This is a genomic window from Mesorhizobium sp. M0062, assembly GCF_040323125.1.
Taxonomy (GTDB): domain Bacteria; phylum Pseudomonadota; class Alphaproteobacteria; order Rhizobiales; family Rhizobiaceae; genus Mesorhizobium.
Genome location: NZ_JAMYUO010000011.1, coordinates 102017 through 127804, shown reverse-complemented (window position 1 = coordinate 127804; position 25788 = coordinate 102017). Strand labels below are relative to the sequence as shown.

30 protein-coding genes are annotated in these 25788 nt (G+C 63.1%); 19 read left to right on the top strand and 11 right to left on the bottom strand.

Going from position 1 to position 25788, the window contains the following annotated elements; translation table 11 throughout:
- Positions 1-216 precede the first annotated feature (216 nt).
- Both NKJ64_RS15730 and gmk read left to right on the top strand, forming a co-directional pair.
- Positions 217-1107 carry a YicC/YloC family endoribonuclease gene (locus NKJ64_RS15730; protein ID WP_023685689.1) on the top strand — a complete coding sequence of 297 codons (891 nt, stop codon included), beginning with the start codon at positions 217-219 and terminating at the stop codon, positions 1105-1107.
- A gap of 6 nt (positions 1108-1113) precedes the next feature.
- Positions 1114-1788: a guanylate kinase gene (gene gmk, locus NKJ64_RS15725; RefSeq protein WP_031197142.1), complete on the top strand. Its 675-nt coding sequence runs from the start codon at positions 1114-1116 to the stop codon at positions 1786-1788.
- Positions 1789-1873: 85 nt separating this feature from the next.
- Here gmk and NKJ64_RS15720 read toward each other — a convergent pair whose 3' ends face one another.
- The 8 genes from NKJ64_RS15720 to lptF all read right to left on the bottom strand — a co-directional run bounded on the left by NKJ64_RS15720 (position 1874) and on the right by lptF (position 10431).
- A complete protein-coding gene (locus tag NKJ64_RS15720; RefSeq protein ID WP_348524272.1) occupies positions 1874-2224 on the bottom strand; it encodes a Fic/DOC family protein in 351 nt (116 codons plus the stop codon).
- Positions 2225-2460: 236 nt separating this feature from the next.
- Positions 2461-2664 carry a hypothetical protein gene (locus tag NKJ64_RS15715; protein WP_023754730.1) on the bottom strand — a complete coding sequence of 68 codons (204 nt, stop codon included), beginning with the start codon at positions 2662-2664 and terminating at the stop codon, positions 2461-2463.
- Between the two features lie 114 nt (positions 2665-2778).
- Positions 2779-3615, bottom strand: coding sequence for a 16S rRNA (adenine(1518)-N(6)/adenine(1519)-N(6))-dimethyltransferase RsmA (gene rsmA, locus NKJ64_RS15710; RefSeq protein ID WP_023826922.1), 837 nt, complete (start codon positions 3613-3615; stop codon positions 2779-2781).
- A 38-nt stretch (positions 3616-3653) separates the two neighbouring features.
- Complete coding sequence (gene pdxA / locus NKJ64_RS15705; protein WP_352462896.1) at positions 3654-4682, bottom strand: 4-hydroxythreonine-4-phosphate dehydrogenase PdxA; 1029 nt, start codon at positions 4680-4682, stop codon at positions 3654-3656.
- Positions 4683-4694: 12 nt separating this feature from the next.
- A complete protein-coding gene (locus tag NKJ64_RS15700) occupies positions 4695-5624 on the bottom strand; it encodes a peptidylprolyl isomerase (RefSeq protein WP_023695593.1) in 930 nt (309 codons plus the stop codon).
- Between the two features lie 90 nt (positions 5625-5714).
- The gene (locus tag NKJ64_RS15695) at positions 5715-8147 is read right to left on the bottom strand and encodes an LPS-assembly protein LptD (RefSeq protein ID WP_352462895.1); all 2433 of its coding nucleotides are present in this window, start codon (positions 8145-8147) and stop codon (positions 5715-5717) included.
- Positions 8147-9229 (bottom strand): LPS export ABC transporter permease LptG, encoded by a 1083-nt coding sequence (lptG, locus tag NKJ64_RS15690; RefSeq protein ID WP_023702945.1) that lies wholly within the window; start codon positions 9227-9229, stop codon positions 8147-8149. Before lptG ends, NKJ64_RS15695 begins: the two co-directional genes overlap by 1 nt.
- A 2-nt stretch (positions 9230-9231) precedes the next feature.
- A complete protein-coding gene (gene lptF, locus NKJ64_RS15685) occupies positions 9232-10431 on the bottom strand; it encodes an LPS export ABC transporter permease LptF (protein WP_352462894.1) in 1200 nt (399 codons plus the stop codon).
- 32 nt (positions 10432-10463) lie between these two features.
- Here lptF and NKJ64_RS15680 point away from each other — a divergent pair, with 32 nt between their 5' ends.
- From NKJ64_RS15680 to NKJ64_RS15670, 3 genes are read left to right on the top strand one after another with little or no spacing between them, the layout of a single operon-like run.
- Positions 10464-10757: a hypothetical protein gene (locus NKJ64_RS15680; protein ID WP_155923279.1), complete on the top strand. Its 294-nt coding sequence runs from the start codon at positions 10464-10466 to the stop codon at positions 10755-10757.
- A gap of 49 nt (positions 10758-10806) precedes the next feature.
- Positions 10807-12297, top strand: coding sequence for a leucyl aminopeptidase (locus tag NKJ64_RS15675; protein WP_023689105.1), 1491 nt, complete (start codon positions 10807-10809; stop codon positions 12295-12297).
- Between the two features lie 8 nt (positions 12298-12305).
- On the top strand, positions 12306-12755 hold the full coding sequence (locus NKJ64_RS15670; RefSeq protein WP_023672739.1) for a DNA polymerase III subunit chi: 450 nt from the start codon (positions 12306-12308) through the stop codon (positions 12753-12755).
- Between the two features lie 6 nt (positions 12756-12761).
- On the opposite strand, the gene NKJ64_RS15665 is transcribed toward NKJ64_RS15670, so the two are convergent.
- Positions 12762-13358, bottom strand: coding sequence for a T6SS immunity protein Tdi1 domain-containing protein (locus NKJ64_RS15665; protein WP_023693959.1), 597 nt, complete (start codon positions 13356-13358; stop codon positions 12762-12764).
- Between the two features lie 201 nt (positions 13359-13559).
- On the opposite strand from NKJ64_RS15665, the gene NKJ64_RS15660 reads away from it, so the two are divergent.
- The 8 genes from NKJ64_RS15660 to NKJ64_RS15625 are packed head-to-tail and all read left to right on the top strand — an operon-like array spanning position 13560 to position 20342.
- Positions 13560-14501 carry a 3-oxoacyl-[acyl-carrier-protein] synthase III C-terminal domain-containing protein gene (locus NKJ64_RS15660; RefSeq protein WP_352462893.1) on the top strand — a complete coding sequence of 314 codons (942 nt, stop codon included), beginning with the start codon at positions 13560-13562 and terminating at the stop codon, positions 14499-14501.
- Entirely contained in the window at positions 14498-15502 is a 1005-nt protein-coding gene (locus NKJ64_RS15655; protein ID WP_352462892.1) for an NAD-dependent epimerase/dehydratase family protein, read from the top strand. The genes NKJ64_RS15660 and NKJ64_RS15655 overlap by 4 nt, the downstream gene beginning before the upstream one ends.
- Positions 15499-16323, top strand: coding sequence for an MBL fold metallo-hydrolase (locus NKJ64_RS15650; RefSeq protein ID WP_352462891.1), 825 nt, complete (start codon positions 15499-15501; stop codon positions 16321-16323). The genes NKJ64_RS15655 and NKJ64_RS15650 overlap by 4 nt, the downstream gene beginning before the upstream one ends.
- On the top strand, positions 16320-17576 hold the full coding sequence (locus NKJ64_RS15645) for a F390 synthetase-related protein (RefSeq protein WP_352462890.1): 1257 nt from the start codon (positions 16320-16322) through the stop codon (positions 17574-17576). The genes NKJ64_RS15650 and NKJ64_RS15645 overlap by 4 nt, the downstream gene beginning before the upstream one ends.
- Positions 17573-18706: a GNAT family N-acetyltransferase gene (locus NKJ64_RS15640; RefSeq protein WP_352462889.1), complete on the top strand. Its 1134-nt coding sequence runs from the start codon at positions 17573-17575 to the stop codon at positions 18704-18706. Before NKJ64_RS15645 ends, NKJ64_RS15640 begins: the two co-directional genes overlap by 4 nt.
- Before the next feature lie 44 nt (positions 18707-18750).
- Positions 18751-19707: a Rieske 2Fe-2S domain-containing protein gene (locus NKJ64_RS15635; protein WP_352462888.1), complete on the top strand. Its 957-nt coding sequence runs from the start codon at positions 18751-18753 to the stop codon at positions 19705-19707.
- A 52-nt stretch (positions 19708-19759) separates the two neighbouring features.
- Positions 19760-20047, top strand: a complete 288-nt coding sequence (locus NKJ64_RS15630; RefSeq protein ID WP_023672746.1) for a type II toxin-antitoxin system RelE/ParE family toxin — start codon at positions 19760-19762, stop codon at positions 20045-20047.
- 1 nt (position 20048) lies between these two features.
- Positions 20049-20342: an addiction module antidote protein gene (locus NKJ64_RS15625; protein ID WP_023672747.1), complete on the top strand. Its 294-nt coding sequence runs from the start codon at positions 20049-20051 to the stop codon at positions 20340-20342.
- A gap of 58 nt (positions 20343-20400) precedes the next feature.
- On the opposite strand, the gene NKJ64_RS15620 is transcribed toward NKJ64_RS15625, so the two are convergent.
- On the bottom strand, positions 20401-21558 hold the full coding sequence (locus tag NKJ64_RS15620; protein WP_031204521.1) for an ATP-grasp domain-containing protein: 1158 nt from the start codon (positions 21556-21558) through the stop codon (positions 20401-20403).
- A gap of 182 nt (positions 21559-21740) precedes the next feature.
- Between NKJ64_RS15620 and NKJ64_RS15615 the strand changes: the two genes are divergently transcribed.
- The 6 genes from NKJ64_RS15615 (at position 21741) to NKJ64_RS15590 (ending at position 25022) form a co-directional block, all read left to right on the top strand.
- A complete protein-coding gene (locus NKJ64_RS15615; RefSeq protein ID WP_023834764.1) occupies positions 21741-22355 on the top strand; it encodes a hypothetical protein in 615 nt (204 codons plus the stop codon).
- Positions 22356-22362: 7 nt separating this feature from the next.
- Positions 22363-23211, top strand: coding sequence for a 23S rRNA (adenine(2030)-N(6))-methyltransferase RlmJ (locus NKJ64_RS15610; RefSeq protein ID WP_023701908.1), 849 nt, complete (start codon positions 22363-22365; stop codon positions 23209-23211).
- 192 nt (positions 23212-23403) lie between these two features.
- On the top strand, positions 23404-23580 hold the full coding sequence (locus NKJ64_RS15605; protein WP_023829025.1) for a hypothetical protein: 177 nt from the start codon (positions 23404-23406) through the stop codon (positions 23578-23580).
- Entirely contained in the window at positions 23532-23879 is a 348-nt protein-coding gene (locus tag NKJ64_RS15600; RefSeq protein ID WP_196815014.1) for a MarR family transcriptional regulator, read from the top strand. Before NKJ64_RS15605 ends, NKJ64_RS15600 begins: the two co-directional genes overlap by 49 nt.
- A gap of 70 nt (positions 23880-23949) precedes the next feature.
- The gene (locus tag NKJ64_RS15595; RefSeq protein WP_023834762.1) at positions 23950-24372 is read left to right on the top strand and encodes a VOC family protein; all 423 of its coding nucleotides are present in this window, start codon (positions 23950-23952) and stop codon (positions 24370-24372) included.
- A gap of 203 nt (positions 24373-24575) precedes the next feature.
- Entirely contained in the window at positions 24576-25022 is a 447-nt protein-coding gene (locus NKJ64_RS15590) for a hypothetical protein (protein WP_023834761.1), read from the top strand.
- Between the two features lie 96 nt (positions 25023-25118).
- Here NKJ64_RS15590 and NKJ64_RS15585 read toward each other — a convergent pair whose 3' ends face one another.
- Complete coding sequence (locus NKJ64_RS15585; protein WP_031193538.1) at positions 25119-25742, bottom strand: TetR family transcriptional regulator; 624 nt, start codon at positions 25740-25742, stop codon at positions 25119-25121.
- Between the last annotated feature and the right edge of the window lie 46 nt (positions 25743-25788).

Sequence of the window (25788 nt, the reverse complement as noted above, 5' to 3'; positions counted from 1 at the left end):
GGCGGACGCGCTGCTGCTTTGAACGAACAGCGGGGTTCGAAGCGTTTTCGGTCTTGCTCGGGTGCCTCTGCTTCTCGATTTCAGCCCAGCGAGATCGAAACGACAGCGGAAATCAAGATCTTGCCGGTATTGCGATTCTGACATTCGCGCTGCCCGTGATATCGAACGCATGCGCAATTGTTAGAATCGGACCATCAGGGAGACACGAGCCGCATCATGAATTTGCAGAGCATGACCGGATTTGCACGCACTGTTGCCGAACATGACGGCGCCTCGATCGCCTGGGAGGTCAAGTCGGTCAACGGCAAGAGCGTCGAGGTCAGGTTGCGGCTGCCGCAAGGTTTCGAGCGGCTCGAACCGACTGTGCGGCAGACGCTGCAGAAGCGCTTTTCGCGTGGCAATTTCCAGGCGACGCTGACCGTCGGTCGCGCCGCCGGCCAGCAGGCGCAGCCAGTGGTCAACGAAGCCTTCCTCAGGGATCTGGCGGGCTTGGCCAAGCGGCTGCAGGACCAGTTCGGTGTTGGTCCGGCAACTGCCGACGGTCTGCTTTCCCTGCGCGGCGTGCTCGATATCCCTGAAACCAGCGAAACCGAGGAGGTGCGGGCAGCACTCGACGCGTCAATCCTGTCCGCGCTGGAAACGGCGCTTACAGGTCTCGAGCAGGCACGCCAGAACGAGGGCGAAGCGCTGCGTTCGCTGCTTTCCGGCCATATCGACGCCATTGAGGCGCTGACGCTTCAAGCCGAGGCCGACCCGTCGCGCGAACCGGCGGCGATCCGCGAGCGGATCGCCGAACAGGTGCGGCTGCTGATGGATGCGTCGGCCAATCTCGATGCCGGCCGGCTGCACATGGAAGCGGCGTTCCTGGCCACCAAGGCCGATATCCGTGAAGAGATCGATCGGCTGAAGACGCATGTGGCGTCGGGCAGAGCGCTGCTGGCAAATGGCGGCGCCATCGGCCGCAAGCTCGATTTTCTGGCGCAGGAATTCAACCGCGAATCGAATACGCTGTGTTCCAAGTCGAACGCCGCCACTGTCACCGCCATCGGGCTGGAACTGAAGGCGGTGGTCGACCAGTTTCGCGAACAGGTCCAGAATCTGGAGTAAACCCGAATGGGTGGCAAGAAGCCGATGGTTGCCAGGGATCTCGGATCCCGCATTCGCCGCCGCGGGCTGATGCTGGTCCTGTCGTCGCCGTCGGGCGCCGGCAAGTCGACGATCGCGCGCAACCTGCTGGAAAGCGACGGCAGCCTGGAATTATCGGTCTCGGTCACCACCAGGCCACGCCGCGGCTCGGAGATCGAGGGCGTCCACTATCACTTCCGCACCACGCGCGAGTTCGAGCGGCTGCGCGATTCCGACGCGTTGCTCGAATGGGCCGAGGTGCACGGCAATTGCTACGCGACGCCGCGCGAGCCGGCCGAACTGGCGCTGGCGCAGGGCCGTGACATGCTCTTCGACATCGACTGGCAAGGCGCCCAGCAGCTCAAGGAGAAGATGCGCGCCGACATCGTCTCGATCTTCATCCTGCCGCCGTCGATGAAGGAATTGAAGTCGCGCCTCAAGCGCCGCGCCGAGGACCAGGAGCACGTGATCGAGACCAGGCTGAAGAACGCCCGCAACGAGATCGAGCACTGGAAGGAATATGACTTTGTCATCGTCAACGACGATCTCGACCGCGCCTTCGCCGAAGTGCGTGGCATCGTGACGGCGGAAAGGCTGCGGCGCGACCGCCGGCCCGGGCTGTTCGATTTCGTCTCGGGGTTGCTGGACGAGAAGACGGAATAGGCAGCTGTCGTTCCCCGATGGCCGGCTGTCCCCATGAAGGGCGTCTTTGGCAAACGATCTGGCAATATGACGCTGTGGACATCTGTTACTGGCTGGCGATATCTTTTATGAGTTCTGCCAATGGGGTTTCCTCGCCGGCAAAGCTCTCAATCATCGCATTCAGGACGTTTTCGCGACCGAGCATATCGGCATTGAATGGGAATCCTGCATTCTCCATCAGCATTGCCAGAAAGGTAAGCTGCGTGCGGCCGTTGCCTTCGCGAAACGGGTGGACGGCATTGATTTCGGCCAAAACATGCGCGGCCCGAACGGCGAAGGCGTCGAGGTCGAGTTCGCAGAGATAATCACCGTCGGCGAGTTCGCCGAAAATTCTATGCATTTCCTGGTTGATATACTCAGGATAGCAGAACCAGTTGCCCCCCTTGCCGATGGGGATGGCGCGAACCTCTCCCGCCCATTCATAAACGTCCTGGAACAGGTGATGATCGACGCCTTGTAGTGCTCGAAATCCAGACGGCCTGCGGGGATATGTTCGTCGGCCCTGGTCAGGAAAAGTGCCAACTCGAATTCATCGAGTTGGGCCTGGTCTTTGATATTCAGCCTGTTGCGGAGAACGGTCGTGCCTGGGTAGCACAGCGGATCATGTTCAGCGGCATAGACCACCTGCCGATCCTACTTCTTGCGGGTTACTTGGTCCTTGATAAGCGCCCTGCGCTCATCCCCGCTCAGGCCGCGCTCACGGCTTTCCTTCAGAATGAAGCCCATACGTTGCGATAGCTTCAAGCCTTCAATCGCGCTGATTTTTTCGCCCCTGCCGCTGGTCAGGACAAACTGGCCATTTTGGGTCGGGCGGAGGCTTGAGGTACTCTTTTTCATATGACGACAATATCACGCTCGGCGACTCACCGGCAACTGCATGCCGCTATATGCTGCTTGTCGTCGCTGTCACACAGGATGCGATTTGGGTCCACGGCCGACTAGCGCCGCCGGTCAAACCGCGTTTGTCAGCCGCACGAATTCCTCGACGCTGAGCGTCTCCGCACGCCGGGTCGGATCGATGCCGGCGCGCGTCAGCAGTGCCTCGCCACCCAGGCTCTTCACGCTCTGCCGCAGCATTTTCCGGCGCTGGCCGAAAGCGGCTTCGGTGACGCGACCGAGTTTTTTCACGTCGGTTGACAAAGGGCTGGCGCGCGGCACCAGATGCACCACCGAGGACGTTACCTTGGGTGGCGGCGTGAACGCTTGCGGCGGCACGTCGAAGGCGATCCTCGCCTCGGTCCGCCAGCCCGCCAGCACGCCGAGCCGGCCATAAGCATCGCTGCCGGCACCGGCGACAATGCGCTCGGCCACCTCGCGCTGGAACATCAGCGTCATCGATTGATAGAAGGGTGGCCAGTCCGCCACGGTCAGCCAACGGATCAACAGCTCGGTGCCGATATTGTAGGGCAGGTTGGCGGCAATCCTCACCGGGCCGCCTTGTGACGCGGTCTTGGCAAGAGCGGCAAAATCCGTCTTCAGCGCATCGCCGCTGATCACCTCGAGCCGGCCCGGATAGTGGTTGGAGACCTCGGCCAAGGCCGCAAGGCAGCGTTCGTCGCGCTCGATGGCGACGACGCGGCGGGCACCGGCAGCGAGCAGCGCCCTGGTCAGCCCGCCGGGGCCGGGGCCGACCTCGATTACCGTACTGTCGCTAAGGTCCCCGGCGACGCGCGCGATCTTGCCGGTCAAATTGAGGTCGAGCAGGAAATTCTGGCCAAGCGCCTTCTTTGCCTGCAGTCCATGGCGCTCGATCACCTCGCGCAGCGGCGGCAGCCCGTCAATGCTCATGAATTTTGGGCTCATGATTTGGGCTCATGATTTGTGGCTCATGCAGCTGCGGGCTTTGCGCCGGTATCGGCCAGCCGGCGGGCCAGCTTTAGCGCCGCGATCAGGCTGTCGGGACGTGCGATGCCCTTGCCGGCGATGTCGAAGGCTGTGCCGTGATCGGGCGAGGTGCGGATGAACGGCAGGCCAAGCGTGACGTTGACGGCCTGGTCGAAGGCCAGCGCCTTGGCCGGGATCAACGCCTGGTCATGATACATGCAGACCGCCACGTCGTAGCCGGCGCGGGCGCGCGCATGAAACATCGTATCGGCCGGCAGCGGTCCGAAGGCATCGATGCCTTGCGCCCGCAACATGTCGACCGCAGGACGAATGATGTGCTCGTCCTCTGTCCCCATGGCGCCGCTTTCGCCGGCATGCGGATTGAGGCCGGCAAGCGCGAGCCTCGGCCTGGCGATGCCGAAACGGCGTGCAAGATCGCCGGCGGTGATGCGCGCGATGGCAACGATCAGCTCCGTCGTCAGCGTCTTCGGCACCTCGGCCAGCGCGATGTGGATGGTGACAGGAACGGTGCGCAATTCGGGGCCGGCGATCAGCATCACCGGCGTCACCGTGCCGCCGGTGTGGAGCGAGGCCAGATGCGCCAGATACTCGGTGTGGCCGGGAAAGCCGAAGCCGGCATCGTAGAGCGGCTTCTTCGCGATCGGACAGGTGACGACCGCGGCCGCGTGACCGGCAAGGCAGTCGGCGACGGCGCGATCGATGGCCTCGATGATGCCGGCGGCATTGGCCGGGTCGGGCCGGCCGGGATCGTCGGTGAAGTGGGCCGCCAGCGGCACCACGGGCAAGGCGTGTTGAAAGACACCAGCTGCTTGGGCCGGCACCGTCTCGGCGATTGCCACCGCCGCGCCGAGCCGGCGCGCCCGCGCGGCAATCAGCGCCGGATCGGCGAGAAGGTAGAAGGGCGCGGCACCGGAACCGCGGGCGCTCTGCCACGCGGCAATGGCGATTTCCGGACCGACGCCGGATGGATCGCCGACGCTCAGCGCCAGCGGAAGCTCTGTCTCACGCACGGCTGGGCCGGTTCAGCGCGTAACGATCTTGGCTTTCGCCTTCAGCTCTTCGACATATTTGGCCGAGAGCTCGTCGGCGTTCTTGTCGCCGCTGCCTTCGCTCTGGAACACCATCTGGGCCGCCTTGTCGTCGGAAACCTCTCGCGACGAGCAGATGCCGATGAATTCAATGCCGCGATCGGTCTCGCGCACGGCCGTGGCGCCGCCCAGCTTGGTGGCCTTGATCTGCTCGGCCCAGTCCGGCGGCAGTTGCGGCGCCAGCAATCGGGGGAGGTCGCGAACGGTGACGTCGATCAGGCCCTTGGCGAATTCACGCGTGGTGTTGCAGCCATTGAAGCGGGCGCGCATGGCTTCAGCCTCGCGCTTGCGTTTGGCGAGTGTGGCACTGCGCTCGGCCTTCGGCACCACGAAGATCACCTGCTGCAGCATGTACTCGGTGGCGCTTGGCTTGGCGCCGCCTTTTTCGAGCATGCGCTTGACCAGATCCTGTTCGCTCACCTCCCCGCCGCCGCCGCTGTAGCGTGCGCTCAGCGCCTGGTTCCACGCCATCTGGGAGCGGATGAATTCCTTGAAATGCTCCTTGGTCACGCCGGACTGCGCCATGACACCGTCGAGCTGCTTGAGCTGCATCTTGTTGCTCGAGGCAAAGCGCTGATAGGCAGCCTCTACCTGGGCGTCGGAGATGCGGATGCCGAGACGCCTGGCCTCCGCCATGCGCAGCGTCTGGTCGATCATTTCCTGACCCGCGTCACCCTTCTTGCGCTGCAGTTTCAGGAAGGCAGCCCGGTGCGCGATGTCGCCGGTGGTGATCGGCATGTTGTTGACGACATACTTGATTTCACTGGCGAAGGCCGGCGGTACCATCATGGTGACAGAGACCGAGGTCGCCGCCAACAGGAGCGCGAATCCTGCCGAAAACAGGTATTTCCTCATCGAAAGCATCCCAATTCTACCCGGTTTTGGCCGATTCCAGCCCGATATTGGCGAAATCCGTGCCCGCTTTATGCGGCAAAACGATGTCGTCAGCCGGCTCTACTGGATGGAGTCGATCGAGCTTTGGGACGAGCCGAAATCGCCGAGCGTGCGGAACGACAGGTTGAAGCCGACATTCTGCGACACTTCCTTGGTGTTGATGTCGCGTGATTCCGAGTACGTCATCAGGTAGGTGAAGCAGGAATCATTGTAGGCAAAGCCGACGCCGTCCTTGACCAGCACGCTTTGTTGCAGGTCGTAGGTGCCGGTGCCGAAGACGCGCCAGTTTTCGGCCAGGTGTGTCGAGGCGCCGAGCGTGACTTCGTGGCGGTCGGTGGTGAAACCATAGAGCGGCTGCGCCTGGATGAAGGCGTATTTGGCGCTCAGCGAAACCGGCAGCCCGGAATAGGCGGCCTTCACCTCGGCACGGCGAACTTCGAAGGTCTGCTCGTCGAAGCGGCCGCTGAGCGAACCGGAGAAGCCGCTCGGGCTGCTGAAGCCGACAAGGCCGACATAGTCGGAGGTCGAAGTCTCCAAGCCGGAATCGGCGCCCGCATTGACCAGATCCGGTGAATCGAACGAGTTGCGCCCGCCCAACTGGTAGGATTGGCCGAAGATCGCGTTGGTGCCCCAGCCATTGTCGTAGGCGCCGGAATAGCGGAACCCGACATTGGCGCGGCTGCCGCCTTCGACGCGGTCGTAGCCGGAGAACTTGTCGCGCTCGAACAGCGTCGTGGCGTCGAAGACGAAGCTCTGTGCATCCTCGTTGGGAACGGCGAGCCCGCCGACATACTGCTCATTCGGGCGCATGAAGACCTGCGCCATCGGCTCGACGATATGGCTGGAGCCGGTCATCGAGAACAGCACCGGCCAGCGCATTTCAAGTCCGGCGGTCGCCATGTACCGGGCGAAGGAAGACCGCATGTCGTCGGCGGCACCGACATTCGTTGCCATCTGGTTTACCGCAGTCAGCGAAGCCGAAGAAGCGTTGAGATAGTCGACGTCGCCCTGCAGAGCCAGAAGGGGCGTCAACTGCAATCCGCCGTCCGTGGTGAAGGTACGCTTCCATTCGGCTTCGGCGGTGAGGCGACCGGATTCGCCCTCGATGCCGCGCACGCGCTGGACGCCTGAGCCCGGCACATAGGGGGTAAAATAGGCCTGATCGAGATCGTCGCGGCGAATGACTCGTGCATTGACGTTGAACGACAGCTGGCCGCCGGCCACCGACATGTCGGGGATGTAGGCATAGTCGAGCGACGGCAACACCCAGGGCTGCTTGTCGCTGCGCGATGCGACGTTGCCGTCCGGTGTGTTCTCCTGAACCTGGAAGCGCATGGCGCGCACATCGAAATAATTGCGGTCGTTTAGGCCGGTCAGGTAGACCGACGATTGATGCACGGCGTCGTTGTAGCCTTCGATCGTATAGGTACGCGAAAAATTCTTGTCGGTCTGAAGCAGGATATCCCAGCCGAAGTCCCAGCGCGGATTGATGGCGAACTGGCCCTTGGTGCCCATCATGCCGCGGAACTTGTTCGGATCGCCTGCTGGCCCCGAATTGACATTGTAGCCGCCGGGGAAAGCCGCGAAATCACGGAAAGCGCCAGGGTCCTGCTGGTTGATTCCGGCAAGCTTCAGCGTGTACTGGCCATTGTTGAAGCGCTGGCGCCACTCGGCCTCGCCGAGGAAACCCTGCTTGGTGTAGCCGCTGCCGGTAATGGTGAGGTCGTAGGTCGGCGACAGGGCAAAATAGTAGGGGACTTTGACGCCGACGCCGAGACGGTTGTTGTAGCCGATGCTGGGGATCAGGAAGCCGCTTTTGCGCTTGACCGTAGGGTCGGCGATCTCGAACGCCGGCAGGTAAGCCAGCGGGAAACCGAAGAATTCGAAATTCGCATTCTCGAAGCGAACCGTTTTCTTTTCGCCGTTCCAGATGATCTTCCTGGCTTTGATCCGCCAGGTCGGCGCCTTGTCCGGCTTGTCTTCGCAAGGCTCGCAGGCCGTATAGACGCCGTTGTGGAACGTTGTCAGCACGCCGCCCATGCGCTCGGCGCTTTCGGCGGCGAAATAGGCTTTTTCGGGCGTTTCGACGCGCAGCGCATTAACGAAACCGTCAGCGAAATCGTCGGTAATATCGATATGCTGCGAGTTGATCTTGGTGCCGTCGCTGTTGACGATCTCCACATTGCCGCTGGCAACCAGCCGCTTGGTGTTTCGATCATAGACGACGCGCTGGGCGACGAGCTTGTTGCCGCCATAGTCGATCTGGACGCCGCCGATGGCGGTGACCGTCTGGTTGTCATTGTTATAGACGAGCGTGTCGGCCGCCAGCAGCATCTGGGAGCCGGAGGGAACCTTCGTTGCCACGTCGGTAACGTCCTGCGCCAGCGCAGGGGCCGTCAGCACGCCGCAGGCGAGCAGGCATGCCAAGGCGCTCGCCGAATAGAGGCGCGCCAAACCGGCCTGCCTATGGCTGCGCAAAGCCGCCTCCCTCACTAGCCGTCTTCCTTGTATAGCAGGAATGTCACCCCAAAGAACATAGCCACGACAACCGGAACCCATGCAGCCACGGCTGTGGGCACGAATCCCGCAACGCCGAATGCCTTGACCAATACCGAAACGACATAAAGCAGAAAGCCGGCGAGGACGCCACCCAGAATCATCGTTGCCGACTGCCCCATCCTCGCAAATCGCATTGAAACTGTTGCCGCAATCAGCGTCATGGCCACAAGCAGGAACGGTAACGCCACCAGCGAATCGAACTGCATGGCGAAGGCATTTGCCTTGAGGCCGAAGGAGCGGGCAACCTCAATCTTGCCGGGAAGGTCGTAAAACGGGATGGTTTCGGGGCGCGCCAGCCGTTCCTGCACGAATTCCGGCTTGAGGTTGGTCGGCAACTGGTCGGTCGTTTCGGAACGGATGTTGCCGTCCTTGAACACCTTGACGTCCTGCAATTCCCAGTAGCCGTCGCGCAGAAAGGCCCGCGCCGCGTCCTTGCGCTCGACGATATTGCCCTGCGGATCGAGGACGAAGAACACGGTGTCGGCCATTTCCAGGCCCTGGTTCAGGATGGCGCGGGCGCCGATGATGGTGTCGCCGGAGTTGGTTTTCTGGCGGATCCACGGCGTGGCATCGGCCGCCACCACGTTCGAATTGCCGGATCGCAGCTGGTTTTCCATCTGCTCCGACCATGAGAAGCCATGCGCGGCGATCGGATTGAGCACGCCGACCGACAATATGCCGAATAACAGCGCACCGATGCAGCAGGGCAACAGAAACTGCCAGGCCGACACTCCGGCCGAGCGCGCAATCACCAGCTCGTATTTTCGGTTGAGCGAGACCAGCGTCGCCATCGCCGAGAACAGGCCGACGAACGGCACCGTCTGCAGCATGATCATCGGCATCCTCAGCGCCGAGATCGCGACCGCCGTGCCGTAGGTGAAGCCCGGCAGGCCGGTGATGCGGCCGGACAGCTCGGTGAAGTCGATCAGGAACACCAGCGCCAGAAGGCCGATGAAGAACCAGATCGTGATCGACACGTAGCGAAAGAAGAAGTAGCGGCCCAGGGTCCAGCCCATCGTCAGGCTCCCTGGCCGGATGTGTAGCGCCGATTGAGGCGCAGCTTGAGCGCCGTCCAGCCATCGCTGACGCGGCCGGCGAAATTCGTCATCCAGTCGGCCCAGCTGCCGGGCAGTTCCATGCTTCGCGAGGTGACGATGAACCAGATGGCGACCGCCGAGGCGATGACCGGCACGCCATAGACCATATAGGCGTATTGCGGGATCTTGTCCGCCTTGCCGGCGGCAAAGAAGCCCAGCCAGCGCACGAACAGCGCAATGGCGATGGCTGTGATCAGCGGGTGGATGCGCGCCTCGCGGTGTGAGCGCGCATCGCCTGCCACGGCCAGCGCGATCAGCGCGAACACCAGCGAATAGGACCATTCGGAAAAGCGCTGGTCGAGCTCGGCCTTGTAGGCGCCGGGCCTGCGCTGGAAGATCTTGTCGTTCGGATCCGGGTTGAGCAGGTATTGCGTCGTTCGGTCCTTGGGCAGGAGCATGATATCGTTCGCCGCCGACATGAAGGCGGAAAGGTCGAAGGCGTAGGACGTGAAGCGGATGACCGACAGGTCGCCGGTCAGCGTCTTGCGATGAATGATGCCGTCATTCATCATCAGCACCTTCTCGTCACCCTTTTCGACGACGCTGCCGCTCTTGGCATAATAGATCAGATTGGCGCCTTCTTCGCGCGAATCGGCCACGAAGATGCCGCCGAGCCGGTTGTCCGGCAGCCGCTCGCCTATCTGCAGGAACAGCCCGTCGTCGATCTTGCGGAACGTGCCTTCCTGGATGATCAGCGACAAGAGATCGGCGCGCGAGGATGCTATCAGCTGGCGGTTCTTCTGCCTGGCATAGGGTTCGACGCCATTGTCGACCGCGAAGGAAAAGACGCTGGCCGCCAGCGCGATCAGCAGGACCGGCCGCACAATCGTCCAGCGCGAGGCGCCGGCGGCGTTGATGACGGCCAATTCCGAATCGGAGTTCATGACGCTGAGCGTCTGGGCCACCGCCACCACCAGGGCGAATGGCACCACGATCGGGATGATGGTGGGGATGATGAGGCCCGCGACCTCGAAAAAAGTCAGCGCCGATTGGCCACTGTCGGTGACCAGGTCGATGCGGGCAAGCACCTGCGTCGTCCAGACAATGGCCAGCGTCCAGATCAGCGCAGCGAGAAACACCGCCAGTGCGCGACGCATGATGTAGCGTTCAACGACCTTCATGTAAGGCTTTTCTCGATTTGCCGAACGGCATCATGCCCGCCGACAAGGTAGTCGTCCGGCTGCGGCTGTACAACTGGGTGCGTTTGGCCATTTCTTTCAGGCGGTTCGATCCGATTCTCCGTCCCACATCGCCCGTCCCGCAGGCCGGAGTGTCGGCGGCAATGGATAAGAAAGGGAGAACATCGATGGTTAACAACAGGTTGCGGCAGGAAAGCGGAGCCGTGCCGCGACGAATCGTTATCGATTCCGCTGCGCATATGAGCCCTGATTCCGGCAAAGTCTTGCCAAATCAAGGAAAACGACCAAATGTCGCGCATCTTCCCTGAGAATGCATTTTTCCTGAAAATCTGAGCCGTTTCCCGAAAGCAGGACCTGATGACTTTGAGACCATTGATCGCCTTCGCCAAATTTGCCGCACCCAAAAAGGGCAGCATCTTCGTGCTGGCGGCCGACGATGGTGGTCTTGGCGAACCGGCAAAGGCCTGCGACCCCTCAGGAACGCTGGCGCGGGCGTTTCCGGTGGCGGAGTTTTCCGGAAAATTCGCCGGTGTCGTCGAAGTGCTGGCGCCGCAGGGAACATCGCTCGACCGACTGGTGGCGGTCGGCGCCGGCAAGGTCGCCGGCCTCGATGACTTTGCCTGGCTGAAGCTTGGCGGCACCGTCGCCGCGTCCCTGCGCAAGGCAGCGGAGGTGGCCGTCATCCTCGATGTGCCGGGCGCAAAGATTGGCGGCAGGCAAGCGGCGAACCTTGCCGCCGGCATCATTCTGCGCAGCTACTCCTTCGACAAATACAAGACCAGGAAAGACAAGGACGATGCCGAGCCGAAGAAACCGGTCAAGGTGACCATCCACACCGCCGATCCTGCCGCGGCGAAAAAGGCCTTCGCCGACGAGGTTGCGGTCATCGACGGCGTGCTTCTGGCGCGCGACCTTGTCAACGAACCGGCCAATACGCTCGGCCCGATCGAATTCGCCGCCCGCGCCAAGGAACTGGAAGCGCTCGGCGTCGAGGTCGAGATCCTCACCGAGAAGGAAATGAAGAAGCTCGGCATGGGCTCGCTCCTCGGTGTCGCGCAAGGCTCGCCACGCGGCGCCCGGATGGCTGTCATGCAATGGAAGGGCGGCAAGGCCAAGGACGCACCGGTCGCCTTCGTCGGCAAGGGCGTCACCTTCGACACCGGCGGCAATTCGATGAAACCGGCCTCCGGCATGGAAGACATGAAGGGCGACATGGGCGGCGCCGCGGCCGTCATCGGGCTCATTCAGGCGCTAGCCGCGCGCAAGGCCAAGGCCAATGTCGTCGGCATCGTCGGGCTGGTGGAAAATGCCGTCGACGGCCATGCCCAGCGCCCCGGCGACATCGTCACCTCGATGTCGGGTCAGACCATCGAGGTGCTCAACACCGATGCCGAAGGACGCCTCGTTCTGGCCGACGCGCTGTGGTATTGCAACGACCGCTTCCAGCCGAAATTCATGGTCAATCTGGCGACGCTGACCGGCGCCATCATGGTCGCGCTCGGCCAGCATTATGCCGGCCTGTTCTCCAACAATGACGAACTTTCGGACAGGTTGACGGCGGCCGGCCAGGCGAGTCAGGAGCGGCTGTGGCGCATGCCGCTTGGGCCCGAATACGACAAGCTGATCGATTCCAAGAACGCCGACATGAAGAACATCGGCGGCCGCTATGGCGGCGCCATCATCGCCGCGCAGTTCCTGCAGCGCTTCGTCAAGGAAACGCCGTGGGCGCATCTCGACATCGCCGGCACCGCGATGGGCTCTCCGCCGAGCGAGATCAACCAGTCCTGGGGCTCGGGTTTCGGCGTCAGGCTGCTCGACCGGCTGGTGCGCGACAATTACGAGGGATAAGGCAGGGAATGGCCGATGTCCTGTTCTACCACCTGACCGAATCGACGCTGGAGGATGCGCTTCCCGGCCTGCTCGAGCGCAGCGTCGATCGCGGCTGGCGCGCCGTGGTGCAGACCGGGACCGAGGAGCGGCGCGATGCGCTCGACCTGCATCTGTGGACATTCAGGGACGATTCGTTCCTCGCGCACGCGACCGACCGTGAAGCCCATCCGGCCGAACAGCCAATCCTGCTCACCACGAGCGACGCCAACCCCAACCAGGCGCAGATACGCTTCCTCGTCGATGGCGCCGCACCCGCCGATCTCGCCGGCTACGAACGCGCCGTGTTCCTGTTCGACGGCCATGACGCGGCCCAGGTCGAAGGGGCGCGGACGCATTGGAAGGTGTTGAAAGAAGCGGGCCACGCTGTCACCTACTGGCAGCAGACGCCCGACCGTCGCTGGGAGCGCAAGGCGTAAGTCGCGTTATCGGTCGCTGATCGTAACCTTGTTTATCTTCGCGCCCTGCGGGAGATCTTTCACCTGCCGATGGATTTGGCCGGCGATATGCACCTTCACAACGAAAAACGTCGTTTCCATCTCTCGCAGACTCATTTCGCCGCCAAGCACCGGCGGCTTCTTGAAATCATAGCATTGGCCGGCTGCCGGAATCAGTCGGTTCTTTCGGGCGGCAACGACAAGGCCCGCCAGCAGCAACTCGTCGCGGCGCGCTTCATTCTGCAAGTCGGCCTGAAATTCCGCCCAATGACCCGCAATTCTGGTCAATTTCCCGTCGAGCATATCGAGATGACGAACCGACCCGTCGCCGGCACGGAAAAATATGTCGCCGAAAGCTGACACCGCAGCTGGTTCAAGGCCATCCAGTCCGATCCACTTCCAGCCGTCCAACGCTTCCGCGACTTCGTTCGCAGGTGGTTCGATAAAGAGGAACTGATAGTCATGGGGCCATTCGGCTCTGATCAAGCCCCCTGTATTGGCTCTGTTGGCCTCGGCTTTTCCTTCCTGTCTGGCGTCGGACGCGCCAAAAATTGAAGAAATAAAGCGGAAAAAAGATCTGGCCATAATCGCCCCCGTACGGGTCTTTATACTTGCGAGAGATTCTAGCCGCAATCCACTGAAGGCTCCATAGTTCCCACGCATTCGTCTTGATGATGGCCATCACATTGGATCCGTTTTATGGATTGACTGGATGCAGGCTCATTGGGCGGGCTGAGAATGCGGATCAGGATCATCGGAACCGGGCGGGCCGTGCCGGCTCGATGCGTGACGTCGCGCGCCCTCGATGCGCGGCTGGGGTTTGGCGATGGACATTTCGAGGCCGCGACCGGCGTCATCGAACGCTATGTCTGCGACGCCGAATCGCAGGTCGACCTTGCTTGTGCCGCAGCCCGTCTGGCGCTTGCCGATGCCGAACTTGAGGCAGGCAGTGTCGATCTGGTCATCGGCGGTTGCGGCGTGCCTTACCAGCCGTTGCCGTCGACGGCGCCGCTGGTCATGCAGCGCCTCGGCCTTGCCGATGGGTCGGCGGCCGCTTTCGACGTCAACAGCACCTGCCTGGGCTTCCTCACAGCCTTCGAGACCGCGTCGCGCCTGATCGAGGCCGGGCAATGCCGGACGGCGCTGGTGTTCTCGTCTGAAATCGCCTCGCGCGCGCTGCCGTGGCAGGACCAGCCGGAAATTGCGGCCCTCTTCGGCGATGGCGCGGCGGCCGCCGTGCTGCAACAGGCAGCCCCTGCCGAGGGTCGAGTCGCGGCCAACCTGATGCGCACCTACCCTTCCGCCTATGAGGCCTGCAGCATCGGCTCCGGCGGCACCCGGTTCGACTTTCATCGTGAGCCTGAGGAATTCGCCCGCCACAGCCTGTTCCACATGGAGGGTAAGGAACTGTTTCGCGTCACGTCACGCCATTTCAACGGCTTTGTAGCGGAGTTGCTCGATCGCGCCGGCTGGCGGCACGACGATGTCGACCTCGTCGTGCCGCATCAGGCGAGCCCTTTGGCGCTCGCCCACATGGCGCGCCAGACCGGCTTCGCCAGGGAAAAGCTCGTCGACATCGCGGCGCGCTACGGCAATCAGATCGCCGCTTCCATCCCGTTTGCGCTCGACGTCGCGCGCCGCGAACAACGCATTGTGCCCGGCGCCAAAGTGCTGTTCCTCGGCACCTCGGCCGGCGTGTCGTTCGGCGGCATGGCGCTGGAAGCATGACCGTGGGACGCGTCCTCGTCACCGGCGCCAGCGGCTTCCTCGGCGCGCATGTCATGGCGCGGCTGGCTGCACTGGGTACACCGGCGCTGGGTCTTGGCAGGGACGCCAAACGCTGCGCGGCGCTCGAAGCCGCTGGTCATCGGGTCGTTCGGCTCGATTTGTCTCAACCATTCGATGCAGCTGCCGCGCGCGCTCTCGACGGCGTCGATGCGATCATCCACTGCGCGGCACTTTCCGCGCCCTTCGGCAGGTTGGCGGATTTCCAGACGGCAAATGTCACAGCTACCCGCAACCTCAGCGATTTCGCGCGCGGGCAAGGCGTGCGCCGCTTCGTCCATATCTCCAGCCCGACGGTCTGTTTCGCCTATCGCGACCAGCTCGGAGTTTCCGAGAATGCGGCCTTGCCCCCTCCGGTCAATCACTATGCCCGCACCAAGCGGCAGGCTGAGGAGATCGTGCTGGCGGCGCCTGAGATCAGCCCGGTGGTGCTGCGGCCGCGCGGCCTCTACGGTCCCGGCGATCGCACGCTGCTGCCGCGTCTGCTGCAGGTGGCACGGCAGCGCCCGCTGCCGCTGTTTCGCGACGGCAAGGCGCGCATCGATCTCACTTATATAGAGGATGTCGTCGATGCGGTGCTTGCCGCGCTCTCCGCCGGCAGCGCTGCCGAGGGACAGATATTCAACATCTCCGGCGGCGAAGTGGTGCCGGTCCGCCGCATTGCCGAGGCGGCCTGCGCCCGCGCCGGCGTGCAGCCGCGCTGGCGCAGAATGCCGCTCTGGCCCGCCATGCTGGCGGCCGTGATAGCGGAGACGGTAGCGAATATATTGCCCGGCCGCCCGGAACCGCCGGTGACGCGCTACGGTCTTGGCCTGTTCGCCTATGCGCAGAGCCTCGATCTTTCCAAGTCAGGCCGCATCCTCGGCTGGGCGCCGAAAGTGTCGTTCGAGGAAGGGCTCGATCGCACATTCGGCAAGGCGACGGAAAGCAGGGAAGCTGCGTGAAGATCGTCTTCGCCAACAGCGCCTCTGTCGGCGCAGTCGAGCGCCTGATCCTGCGCGGCGGCAGCTGGGCGAAGGTCAGGCTACGTGTCCGCTACGGCCTGATCATGCATCCGCAGGCCGGCCCCGTACTGATCGATACCGGCTACACGCCGCATGTGACACAAGGCAGCGAGCGCAGCACGGCGCTGCGTTTTTACGGTGCGATCCTCCGGCCCCAGCTCAACGAAGCCGAGCAGCCGCTGGCGGTACTGGCGCGCTTCGGCCTCTCGCCGCAGGACGTGCGCACCGTCATTGTCACGCATTTCCATGCCGACCACATGTCGGGCCTGTCGCTGTTTCCCAACGCTCGGCTTATCGCCAATGACACCGCGTGGGCGCGGGCGAAGGCCAAGACGTCCCTGCAGAATCTGCGCCATGGCGTCTTCAAGGAACTGTTCCCGTCTGACTTCGAGGCCCGACTCGACGGGCTGTCGTCGAAGCGGCAGGTCGAGCCGCGTGGCGGCGTACCCGGCGGCGCCGATCTGTTCGGCGACGGCAGCGTCGTCGCCGTCGGTCTGCCCGGCCATGCCGATGGCCAGTTCGGCCTTTTGTTCCCAAATCAGGAGCGGCCGCTGCTCTATGCCGTCGACGCGCAATGGTTGATCGCGGCCCTTGTCGAAAACCGAACTCCCGGTCTGCCTGCAACCCTGCTGGCCGAGGATGCCGCCGCGATCGAGCCGACCAGCGTAATGTTGCGTCGGTTTCTGGCGACCGGCGGCGAGGTTGTTCTTTGTCATGATCCGGCCGTGACGGCCTACGATGTGGCCGGAGAGAGCGCGTGAACGGGCCGGCCGAAGCGATCCGCTCGTTTGCGCTGACGCAATGGGTTTCGCGCAAAAGCCGCGAGAGTTTCGAGCGCTGGCAGGCGCAAGCCTTGCGCCGCTTTCTCGACCGCGACCTGCCGCGCGCGCCGTTCTACGGCAAGGCGCCGCGTCATCTCGGCGATCTGCCGGTGACCGACAAGGCGACGGTGATGGGCAATTTCGAGCGCTTCAACATCCGCGGCGTCTCGGCCGCCGAGGCCTGGAAGGCGCAGGCCGGCGATGGCCGCATTGGTGAACTGACAGTCGGCGCAAGCACCGGCACGTCGGGCAATCGTGGCCTGTTCGTCATTTCCGAGGCGGAAAAATACCGCTGGCTGGGCACCATCCTGGCCAAAGCCGTGCCCGATCTGCTCTGGCGCCGGCAGCGCGTTGCGGTGATCCTGCCGCAAAACACCGGGCTCTACGATAGCGCGCGCAAATCGCGGCGTATCGACCTGCGCTTCTTCGATCTGACGCGCGGTCCGGAGAGCTGGCGCGGCGCTCTCGAAGATTTCGCGCCGACGGTGATCATCGCGCCACCGAAGATACTGCGGCACTTCGCGGCCGAGGGCTTTCGGCTCAAGCCGCAGCGTGTCTTCAGCGCCGCCGAAACGCTCGACCCGGTTGACCGGCCGGTCATCGAGGCATTCTTTGGTGGTCAGGTCGACCAGATCTACATGGCGACCGAAGGGCTGTTCGCCGTCACCTGCCGCCAGGGCGGGCTGCATCTGGCCGAGGATTCGGTGTTCTTCGAGTTCGAACCGGCCGGCGACGGCCTGGTCATGCCGCTGATCACCGCCTTTCGCCGCCGGACCCAGATCATGGCGCGCTACCGGATGAACGACTTGCTGCGGCTGTCCGAAAAGCCATGCCGCTGCGGCTCGCCGCTGCGCACGCTGGACGAGATCGTCGGCCGCATGGACGACGCTTTCCGGCTAGCCTCGCCGCACGGGCAGCTCCTCGTCACGCCCGACATACTACGCAATGCGGTGCTCAAGGCCGACCGGCGCATCGACGATTTCCGCCTGGTCCAGACCGCTGAAGATGCAATCGAACTCAGCCTCGCCCCCGGGCTTGCCGACGAAGCCGCCACCGCCGCCCATCAGTCCGTGCGCAATTTGCTGGCGGCGCGCCAGGCGACAGCTTCGGTCAGCCTTGTTCGCAGGGACCTGCCGTTGGAGACCGGCCGCAAACTGCGTCGGGTCGAATGCCACCTGGGAGCGGCATCATGAACCGGCTCGCTATGTTGCCACTCGATCAGACGAACCGGGTAGAAAACAACCCGCGTGAGGTCGAAGCCTTCGTTCAGCTTTTCAACGAGGTGCCGGTGCGCGACCTCGTGCGCAATCTGACAGTGGCTGTCGAAACCTTCGAGATCGCCGGCCGCTCCTTTCCGCTGACGCTGAACGACAGAAGCGAAGCGCCGAACTGCTACATCTGCTGCCCGTCCAGCGCCTATGTCGACTATGCCATCGACGAGACCCGCAATTTCGTCTCCTCGCCCTTGCTGCAAAAAACGATGCGGATGCTGATCGGCCTGTGCGCGCCGCTGGTCAGGATGAGCGGCCTTGACCATCAGGTTCAGGTCAACAACTGGCTCTATTCGACCAATCCGGTGCCGCTGCTCGATCGCAACGCGGTCGCGGCGATGCGCGACGATCTCACCGCGCGTTTTCCCGATCGCGCTGTTCTCATCCGCTCCCTGAACGAGATCGCCGATCCGTCGACAATCGCAGCGCTGAAGGCGGAGGGTTTTCGAATGCTGGCGGCGCGGCAGATCTACATCTTCGCAGGCGACGGTTCGGCCATGACCAACGACATGAAGCGCGACCGCAAGCGGCTGCGCACGACGCCGTTCGAGCGGGTCGGCAATGGCGACTTCACCGAGGCCGACTATGCGCGCGCCGAAGCGCTCTACCGGATGCTCTATCTCGACAAATACACGCCGCTCAACCCGCACTACACCGCCCGCTATATCGGCGAGACGCACCGTCGCGGCATCCTGCAACTGGCAGGCCTGCGTCGTCCCGGCGGTGAACTGGTCGCCGTCGCCGCTTTGTCTCAGAACGGCAGGACACTGACGCAGCCCATCGTCGGCTACGACACCGGCCTCCCGGTGAGCGAAGGCCTTTACCGCATGATGATGGCGCTGGCTCAGGATCATGCGATGGTGCACGGCCTGTTCTTCAACATGAGCGCCGGTGCCGCCGCCTTCAAACGCTTGCGCGGCGCCGTGGCAACGGAGGAGTACAACGCCGTCTATGCCGGCCATCTTCGGCGCCGCCAGCGCGCTGCAGTGCGTATCATGGAATCTGTGCTCGCGAAGATCGGCATCCCTCTGCTCAGGAGATTTGAACTTTGAGCGAAGCCCGGCAGCAAAAAGACAAAGACTATTGGCAGGCGGTAGTGCGGTCAGTCGATATCAAAGGCAAGCCGAAGCGCATCCTGTTCGATGGCACGCCGCTGGTGCTGTTCCGCTCGGCGCAGGGGATTGCAGCCCTCTTCGACCGCTGCGCTCACCGCCTGGTCGAACTCTCGACCGGCAAGGTCGTCGGTGGCGAGATCGAATGTCCCTATCATGGCTGGCGCTACAATGGGGAAGGGCGCTGCACCGCCATTCCCGGCCATGTCGGCGACGTCCCGCATTACCGTGTCCGCCGCTACAGCGCGATCGAGCGCGACGGCGTCGTCTTCGTCTCGGCAGGCACGCCTGAGGGCGAGCCCTATCTCCATTGCATGCAAGGCAAGGATGTCGTCGTGAAGCGGGTGCGAAGCTCGGCGCGATCGACGGTGCTCGACGCCGCCGAGAACATTCTCGACGCCACTCACACCCACTTCACCCACAAGGGTGTGCTGCGCGGCCTGACCGCAAAGCGCCATCTCGTGCGCGTCGAGGTGACCGGCGGCAAGGGCTGGGTCGAAAGCTGCTACACCGGCGAGGACCGCCAACAGGGGCTGGTCAGCCGGCTGCTGGAAGGCGAGCGCGCCAGGACCATCGGCCGCTACCGCCATCCCGGCATCGTCGAACTCGAATATTGGGGCAGGGGCGGCTTGGCGCTGGCGACCACTTTCCATTTGCGTCAGGCGGACGAACGGACCGTCGAAGGCGTCGGCTGGCTGATCGGCCCGCGACAGGGCCTGTTCGGCGAACTCAAGGCGCTTGCTTTCCGGCCGCTCTTTGCCTTTGCCCTGCAGCAGGATCGCCGTGTGCTGAAATCGGCCAGCGACAACGCCCGTATATCGCCGCAGGTTCAGCCGGCGATCGGCCCGCTGGATTTCCTGCGCCGCGACATAGCGGCGATCATCGACGGCAAGATGCCACCGGCGGCGGCAGAGCCGCGGGTGCACCAAATCGAGCTGTAATCTAAAGTTCACGGCACTTGATTCCAGTTATGCTGTAAATTATAGTTCACGGATGATCGAAGTTCGATCCACTGACGAATTCCGAAAATGGCTCAGAGGGCTCACGGACATTCGCGCCGTAAAGAAGATCACCCAACGGATTGTCCGCGTTCAGGCTGGGCTGTTGGGAGACGCCAAGTTCTTCGATGGCATAGGAGAATTGCGCGTAGATTACGGTCCGGGATACCGCGTGTACTTCGTCCGGCGCGGCAACACGGTCATTATCCTGCTCTGCGGCGGTGACAAAGGCTCGCAGGACAGGGACATCGGAAAAGCCAGGAAAATGGCAAAGGAAGTTTGATATGACCCTCAGAACCACACCATTCGACGCCGCCGAATATCTTGATGATGCTGAGTCTCAAGCCGAACTGCTCGCTGATGCGTTCGAGACCGGGGACGCGACTTATATTGCGCACGCCCTCGGCATTGTCGCGCGCGCCCGCGGCATGACAAGTATAGCGAAGGACGCCGGCGTGACCCGAGAGGCACTCTACAAGGCGCTGAGCGAAAAGGGCGATCCGCGCCTCAGTACATTGCTGGGCGTAACCAAGGCGCTTGGCCTGCAATTGTCCGCAAAGCCAGTTAATCCCGTTTAGGCAACCTTAGCAGGACTTACGCACTCAGCTGAAAACCGGAAGTTCCGTTTCAACTCGACTAGTCCTGCTCCGGCCCATTCCACTCGATATCGCGCGTCGACGCAGCCTGCAGGCTGATGCGCTGGCGCAGTGCTGTGCCGGCGATCTCGGCCAGTGTGCGCCACTGCGCCCGCTTCGGCGCGGGGTCGCCCGGCCAGTCGAGCAACTCGCTGGCATTGTGCATCGCCTGACGGAAGCGGCCGAGACCACCGGAGCGCAGTGCCGCCGGCATCCCGTAGATCCACATCGCAAGCCTCACCGTCTGCGGCGCCGTCACGTCGGGCTTCACCTCGGCGCCATCCTCCAGGACCGCGTCGGCGAAGCGCCGCGGATCGCGAAAGAAGTGCAGGCCGCTCACGGCGCGCGGATTGCACTCCAGTGGCAGCACCCTGCCGTTGTTCTCGCGCATCAGGTCGAAGGATATCTGGCCGGTCCAGCCGGCGCCGGCGACGAAGGTTTCGACGAAGCGCCGCGCCGCGATATCCTCGACCGGCTCGAAACAGATGCCGGCGCCCTTGCCGGCGCGATAGAGCGAACGGTAGAGCGCCAGCGCTTTGAGTTCACCCTCGATCGCCACCGCATAGGCGCTGATCTCTTCACCGGCGACGTAGCGCTGCGCCACCCAAGGAGCGGCGGGCGAGGGGCGGACGGCGTCGAGTTCGTCCGGCGATGGCCGCAGCAGTACGTCACGGGCAAAACGTGACCACACAGGTTTGAACACCAATTCGCGCGATTGGCCACGAACGCCGTCGAGATCGGCCTCGCTTTGCAGCAGTATCGTTTCCGGCACGTCGAGCCCAAGGCTCTGCGCCAGCCGGATGAAGGCATGCTTGTCGTGAACGCGGGCGAGCATCGCCATCTCGGGTGCGAAGAGGCGGGCCGGCATGGCGCGGTGCTGCCAGAGACGACCGAGATAAAAGACTTCCTCGCAGGTCGGGATAACGAGTTCGATGCCTTCCGCGCCGACAAGCGCTTCCACCGCCTTGGCATAGGCGTCGGCGGCAAAGCGCGGCGGCGGCAGGCGATGGTAGGCGGCGCAGGCCGTGCTCGCTGCGGCGATCGGCCGGGCCGGGCTGTCGGCCAGGATCACCCGGCAACCGGCGCCATGCAGCAGCCGCGCCAGGTGCAGCGCCACCGGCGCGCGGGCACCGGTGATCAGCACGGTGCTATTGGGCATGAGCCACCGGCATCGGTTGGAAAAGACGAGTCAATGCTTCTGCGGAAGGCTTCATTCGCCATAAGTGCCACATGGCTTGCGTGCCGCCAACGGACTCCACAAAGGTGGCTCCGCTGCGTCAGCCATCGCTTTTTGGCCTTCAGGGCGTTATTGGCAATCTGTCGAACACCCGGATCTCCTCAATGCGCTTTCTGTTTGTCCTGATACTGCTTGCCGGCGCCGCCATTGGCTTCGTGTATCCCTGGGCCATGAGCAATTTCTCCGGCCACGAGATCGGCACCTGGCGCGTCTACGACCAGGGACGGTTTAGGCCTGTGACGGTGACGCTGAAAGCTGGCGACGCGCCGGTCAGAGTGCTGGTCGACCTGAAGGCAAAGGCCGAGCGCATTGTCTCGCAGCAGCGCACCGTGCTGACGCTGACTGCCGCCACAGCCGGGCGCACGGTGCTTGCCTCGACGCTGCAATTCAACCACGCCGACAATCCGCGCCAGGTCAGCCCGCAACTGCCCGACAAGATCTTTCGCGACGAGGCCGGCGTGATCGAAACCGTCAGTCCCGGCGCCTATCTCTTCACCGCCGGCCCGGGCGACGCCGACGATATCCCGATACGCGCAGTGGATCTGATACTGCGCTCCGGCGCCGGTGAGATCGATCAACGCGCACGGCCGGTTGGCTATGGGCTGATGGCCGTCGGCCTGATCGGCTTCCTGCTTACTCTGGCTTTCGGCGGTCGCCGGCCGGAGAACCCGAACTCGAAGCCGCCACCGCCGCGTTGGGGCAGAGGCTCCTCGACATGAGCGCGGCATGAACTACCGTCACGCCTATCACGCCGGCAATTTCGCCGACGTCGTCAAGCATGTCGTGCTCAGCCTTCTGCTCGACTATCTGAAGCAGAAGGACAAGGCGTTCCGTGTCGTCGACACTCATGCCGGCATTGGCCGCTACGATCTTTCGTCGGCGGAAGCGCAAAAGACCGGCGAATGGCAAGGCGGCATCGGCCGCCTCATCGACGCCCCGATCGAAAAATCGGCGGCTGCGCTGCTTGCCCCCTATCTTGAAGCGGTGCGTTCGCTCAATCCCGATGGCGGGGTGAAGAAATATCCGGGCTCGCCATTGATCGCCAGGCACCTCATGCGAAAGCAGGACCGGTTGTCGGCGATCGAACTGCACGGCGCAGATGTCGCCAGGCTGAAGACGCTGTTTGCCGGCGATTTCCAGACAAGGGTGATCGAACTCGACGGCTGGCTGGCGCTTGGCGCGCATCTGCCGCCAAAGGAAAAGCGCGGCCTGGTGCTGATCGATCCGCCGTTCGAGGAAGCCGGCGAATTCGACCGCCTGGTCGACGGCATGCAGAAAGCGCACAGGCGCTGGCCGGGTGGCATCTACGCGCTGTGGTATCCGATCAAGGATCGCAAAGCGATCATCGCCTTCCGCAAGGCGCTCAAGCAATCCGGCGTCCCAAAATTGCTCGACATCGAGTTCGAGATCCGGCCGGCTTCGCGTGAACCAAGCCTCGACGGCAGCGGCATGGTGGTGGTCAACCCGCCCTTCACGCTGGAGCGCGAACTGCGCATCGTGCTGCCGGTCCTGCACAGATTGCTGGCGGTCGAAAAGCCGGCGCACTGGTCGCTGGAATGGCTGGCCGGGGAGTAGCGACGCTTCGCAGCGGGCGACGCCCGCGGCAAAGACACAAAGTCGCTAGAGGTTTTGACGGTGGCGCCATCCGCGAATGCTCAGCTGTGTTCAACGAACCGAAACCATGGAGATGCACATCTAATCGGCTCGGCGTTGACGCTAATCCCAGAATCAGATAGATAGATATCTAATTATTAGATTTCGAATCGAATGCCAAGATCGACAGAAGAGGAACTGGTCAACGCGATAGGCTTCGCGATGTCGCGCTGGCAGGATGCCGTCGAAACGTTCGATGGGACCGTCGCCGAAATCTATGTGCTGAGCGCTGCCGAGCGCCGCTGTCTCGGTGCGATCAATCACGGTCGGCGGGGCCGGCAAACCTCGTAGCGAGGGAGACAAATCTCACGCCGGCGGCGGTCACGACGTTGATCGACCGGCTGGAAAAGCGCGGCTTCGTCAGCCGTCAGCCGGATCCCGATGACAGGCGCAAGGTCATGGTCGCGGCGGGCAAGAAGACCGAGGAACTCGTCCGGCGCTGCTACCATCCGATCCTGGAGGCGGGCGCCGCATTGCTGGAGATTATTCGGCGGCCGAGATGCAGTTTTTGCTCGGCTTATCAAGAGGTCGAAGCGATGCAGAAGGCGCAGACCGAGAGGGTGCGCGGCAAAGCAAAACCGGTGCGTTGAGAGAAGGCATCGGAGGATGGTCCGGCGAAACGCCGGTCCGGTTTCAAGTGTGTACTGTCAAGGAGACCCTATGCCCCGCATGATCTTCGTCAACCTGCCCGTCGCCGACCTCGCTGCGTCGATGGCCTTCTACAAAGCTCTCGATTTCGACAACAACCCGCACTTCACCGACGACACCGCAGCCTGCATGGTGCTGAGCGAAACGATCAACGTCATGCTGCTCACCCATGCCAAATGGCGTCAGTTCACCGATCGCCCCATCCCACCGGCCACCTCGAGCGAGGTCATGCTTGCCGTGTCCTGCGACAGCCGCGCGGCGGTCGATGCGATGAATGAGGCGGCGGCTAAAAATGGCGGCGCCGCCGACATTAACGCCCAACAGGATTATGGCTTCATGTACAATCGCAGCCTGGCCGATCCTGACGGCCACGTCTGGGAAGCGATGTGGATGGACCCGGCCGCGATACCGCAGGGCGACGCCAAGCAAGGCTGAACCGGGTTTCGGCACCCCGCCGGCCATGGCAGGCCGCTTTTCCTAAATGGGCGAGGCGAGCTTTTTCAAAGGCTCAGGACGTGGTTTCGCAGCTTCGCACCGGAAAAACCGGTTGCGGAGCGGGAAACCATCGGCAGCGCGACCGCTTGACCGCGCGCCGCCGAATCCGCAAAGTGGGCGCAGTCGACCTTTGAGAGGCTGCCATGACTCGCTTTGCCAAATCCGCTCTTGCTGCCCTGATTTCGCTTTGCACGCCGCTGGCTGCACCCTTTGGCCAGCCAGCGCAGGCCGCCGATCTTTCCGTCTATTCCGACGAGGACAGCGGCGTTTGCGGCGAGGCCTGGGTGCTAAGCAAAATCTCCAGCCGCTTCTCCTACCAGGTGCATCACGTGCCGCATCTGCCGGATGTTTCGATCACCGATTTCCAACGCATCCACCAGCATCGCTATCTCCCGGCCAGCGAAGAATGGCCGATCGGCCGCCGCTATTGCGGCGCCACTGTCAGCCTTTCCGATGGCCGCGCCCGCACCATCTGGTACTTGATCGAGGAAGGCCAGGGTTTTGCCTCGATCGGCGACAATGTCGAATTCTGCGTCTCGGGCTTCGACCGCTGGATGGTCTACAACGGCCGCTGCCGCGTCCTGCGCTAAGGTCGGATAAGAACCGCCGTTGCACCTGCCATCTCCTGCAAGGGGGAGATCTGATGTCGCTCCGGTTTCGCCAATCTCCGAACTGCTGCCGCTGCCTCACATCGCCTTCCCACCAGATACGTAAGCGCAGATCAGCTCGACCAACTGCTTCTGCAGTTCCGGCGCGTCGAGCATGTCTCGCCGCGCGGCATTGTGGATGACGCCCTCGACCGCTGAGGACAGCACCCGGGCCACGGTCTCATTGTCCTTTCTGCGCCTGCGATATTGCGCCACCGCCGCCGTGTAGTGATCCAGATAGCGCGACTGGAACGAGGCATGGGCGGCGCGTGAGCCGCGATCGCCCGGCGCCTCGTCGAGCAGCACCTGATGCAGCGTCGGATGGATGCTGTGCGCATCGATCATGCCGCGCACCAGCTCCTGCGCGAATCGCTTGAGCGGCTTGTCGCCTTCTGCTGATTCGGCGATCACCGACAGCACCTGATCGAAATGTCGCCGGCGAATTGCTTCGACCAGCGACAGCTTGTCGGGAAAATATTGATAGAGCGAGCCGATGCTGACGCCGGCCGCATCGGCCACCTTGTTGGTGGTGAAGCCGGCCCAGCCGAGCGCGCTCAGAACATGAGCACCGGCTTCGATGAGCGCCTCGACCGTCGCTCTCGAACGCGCCTGGCGCGGCTGCTTGCGCATGCGTGAGCGCGGCTTTGCAATGCGAGTAGACATGTCTGCTCCAGCAGCCAAGAATATAGATAACATACTCACATTTTTT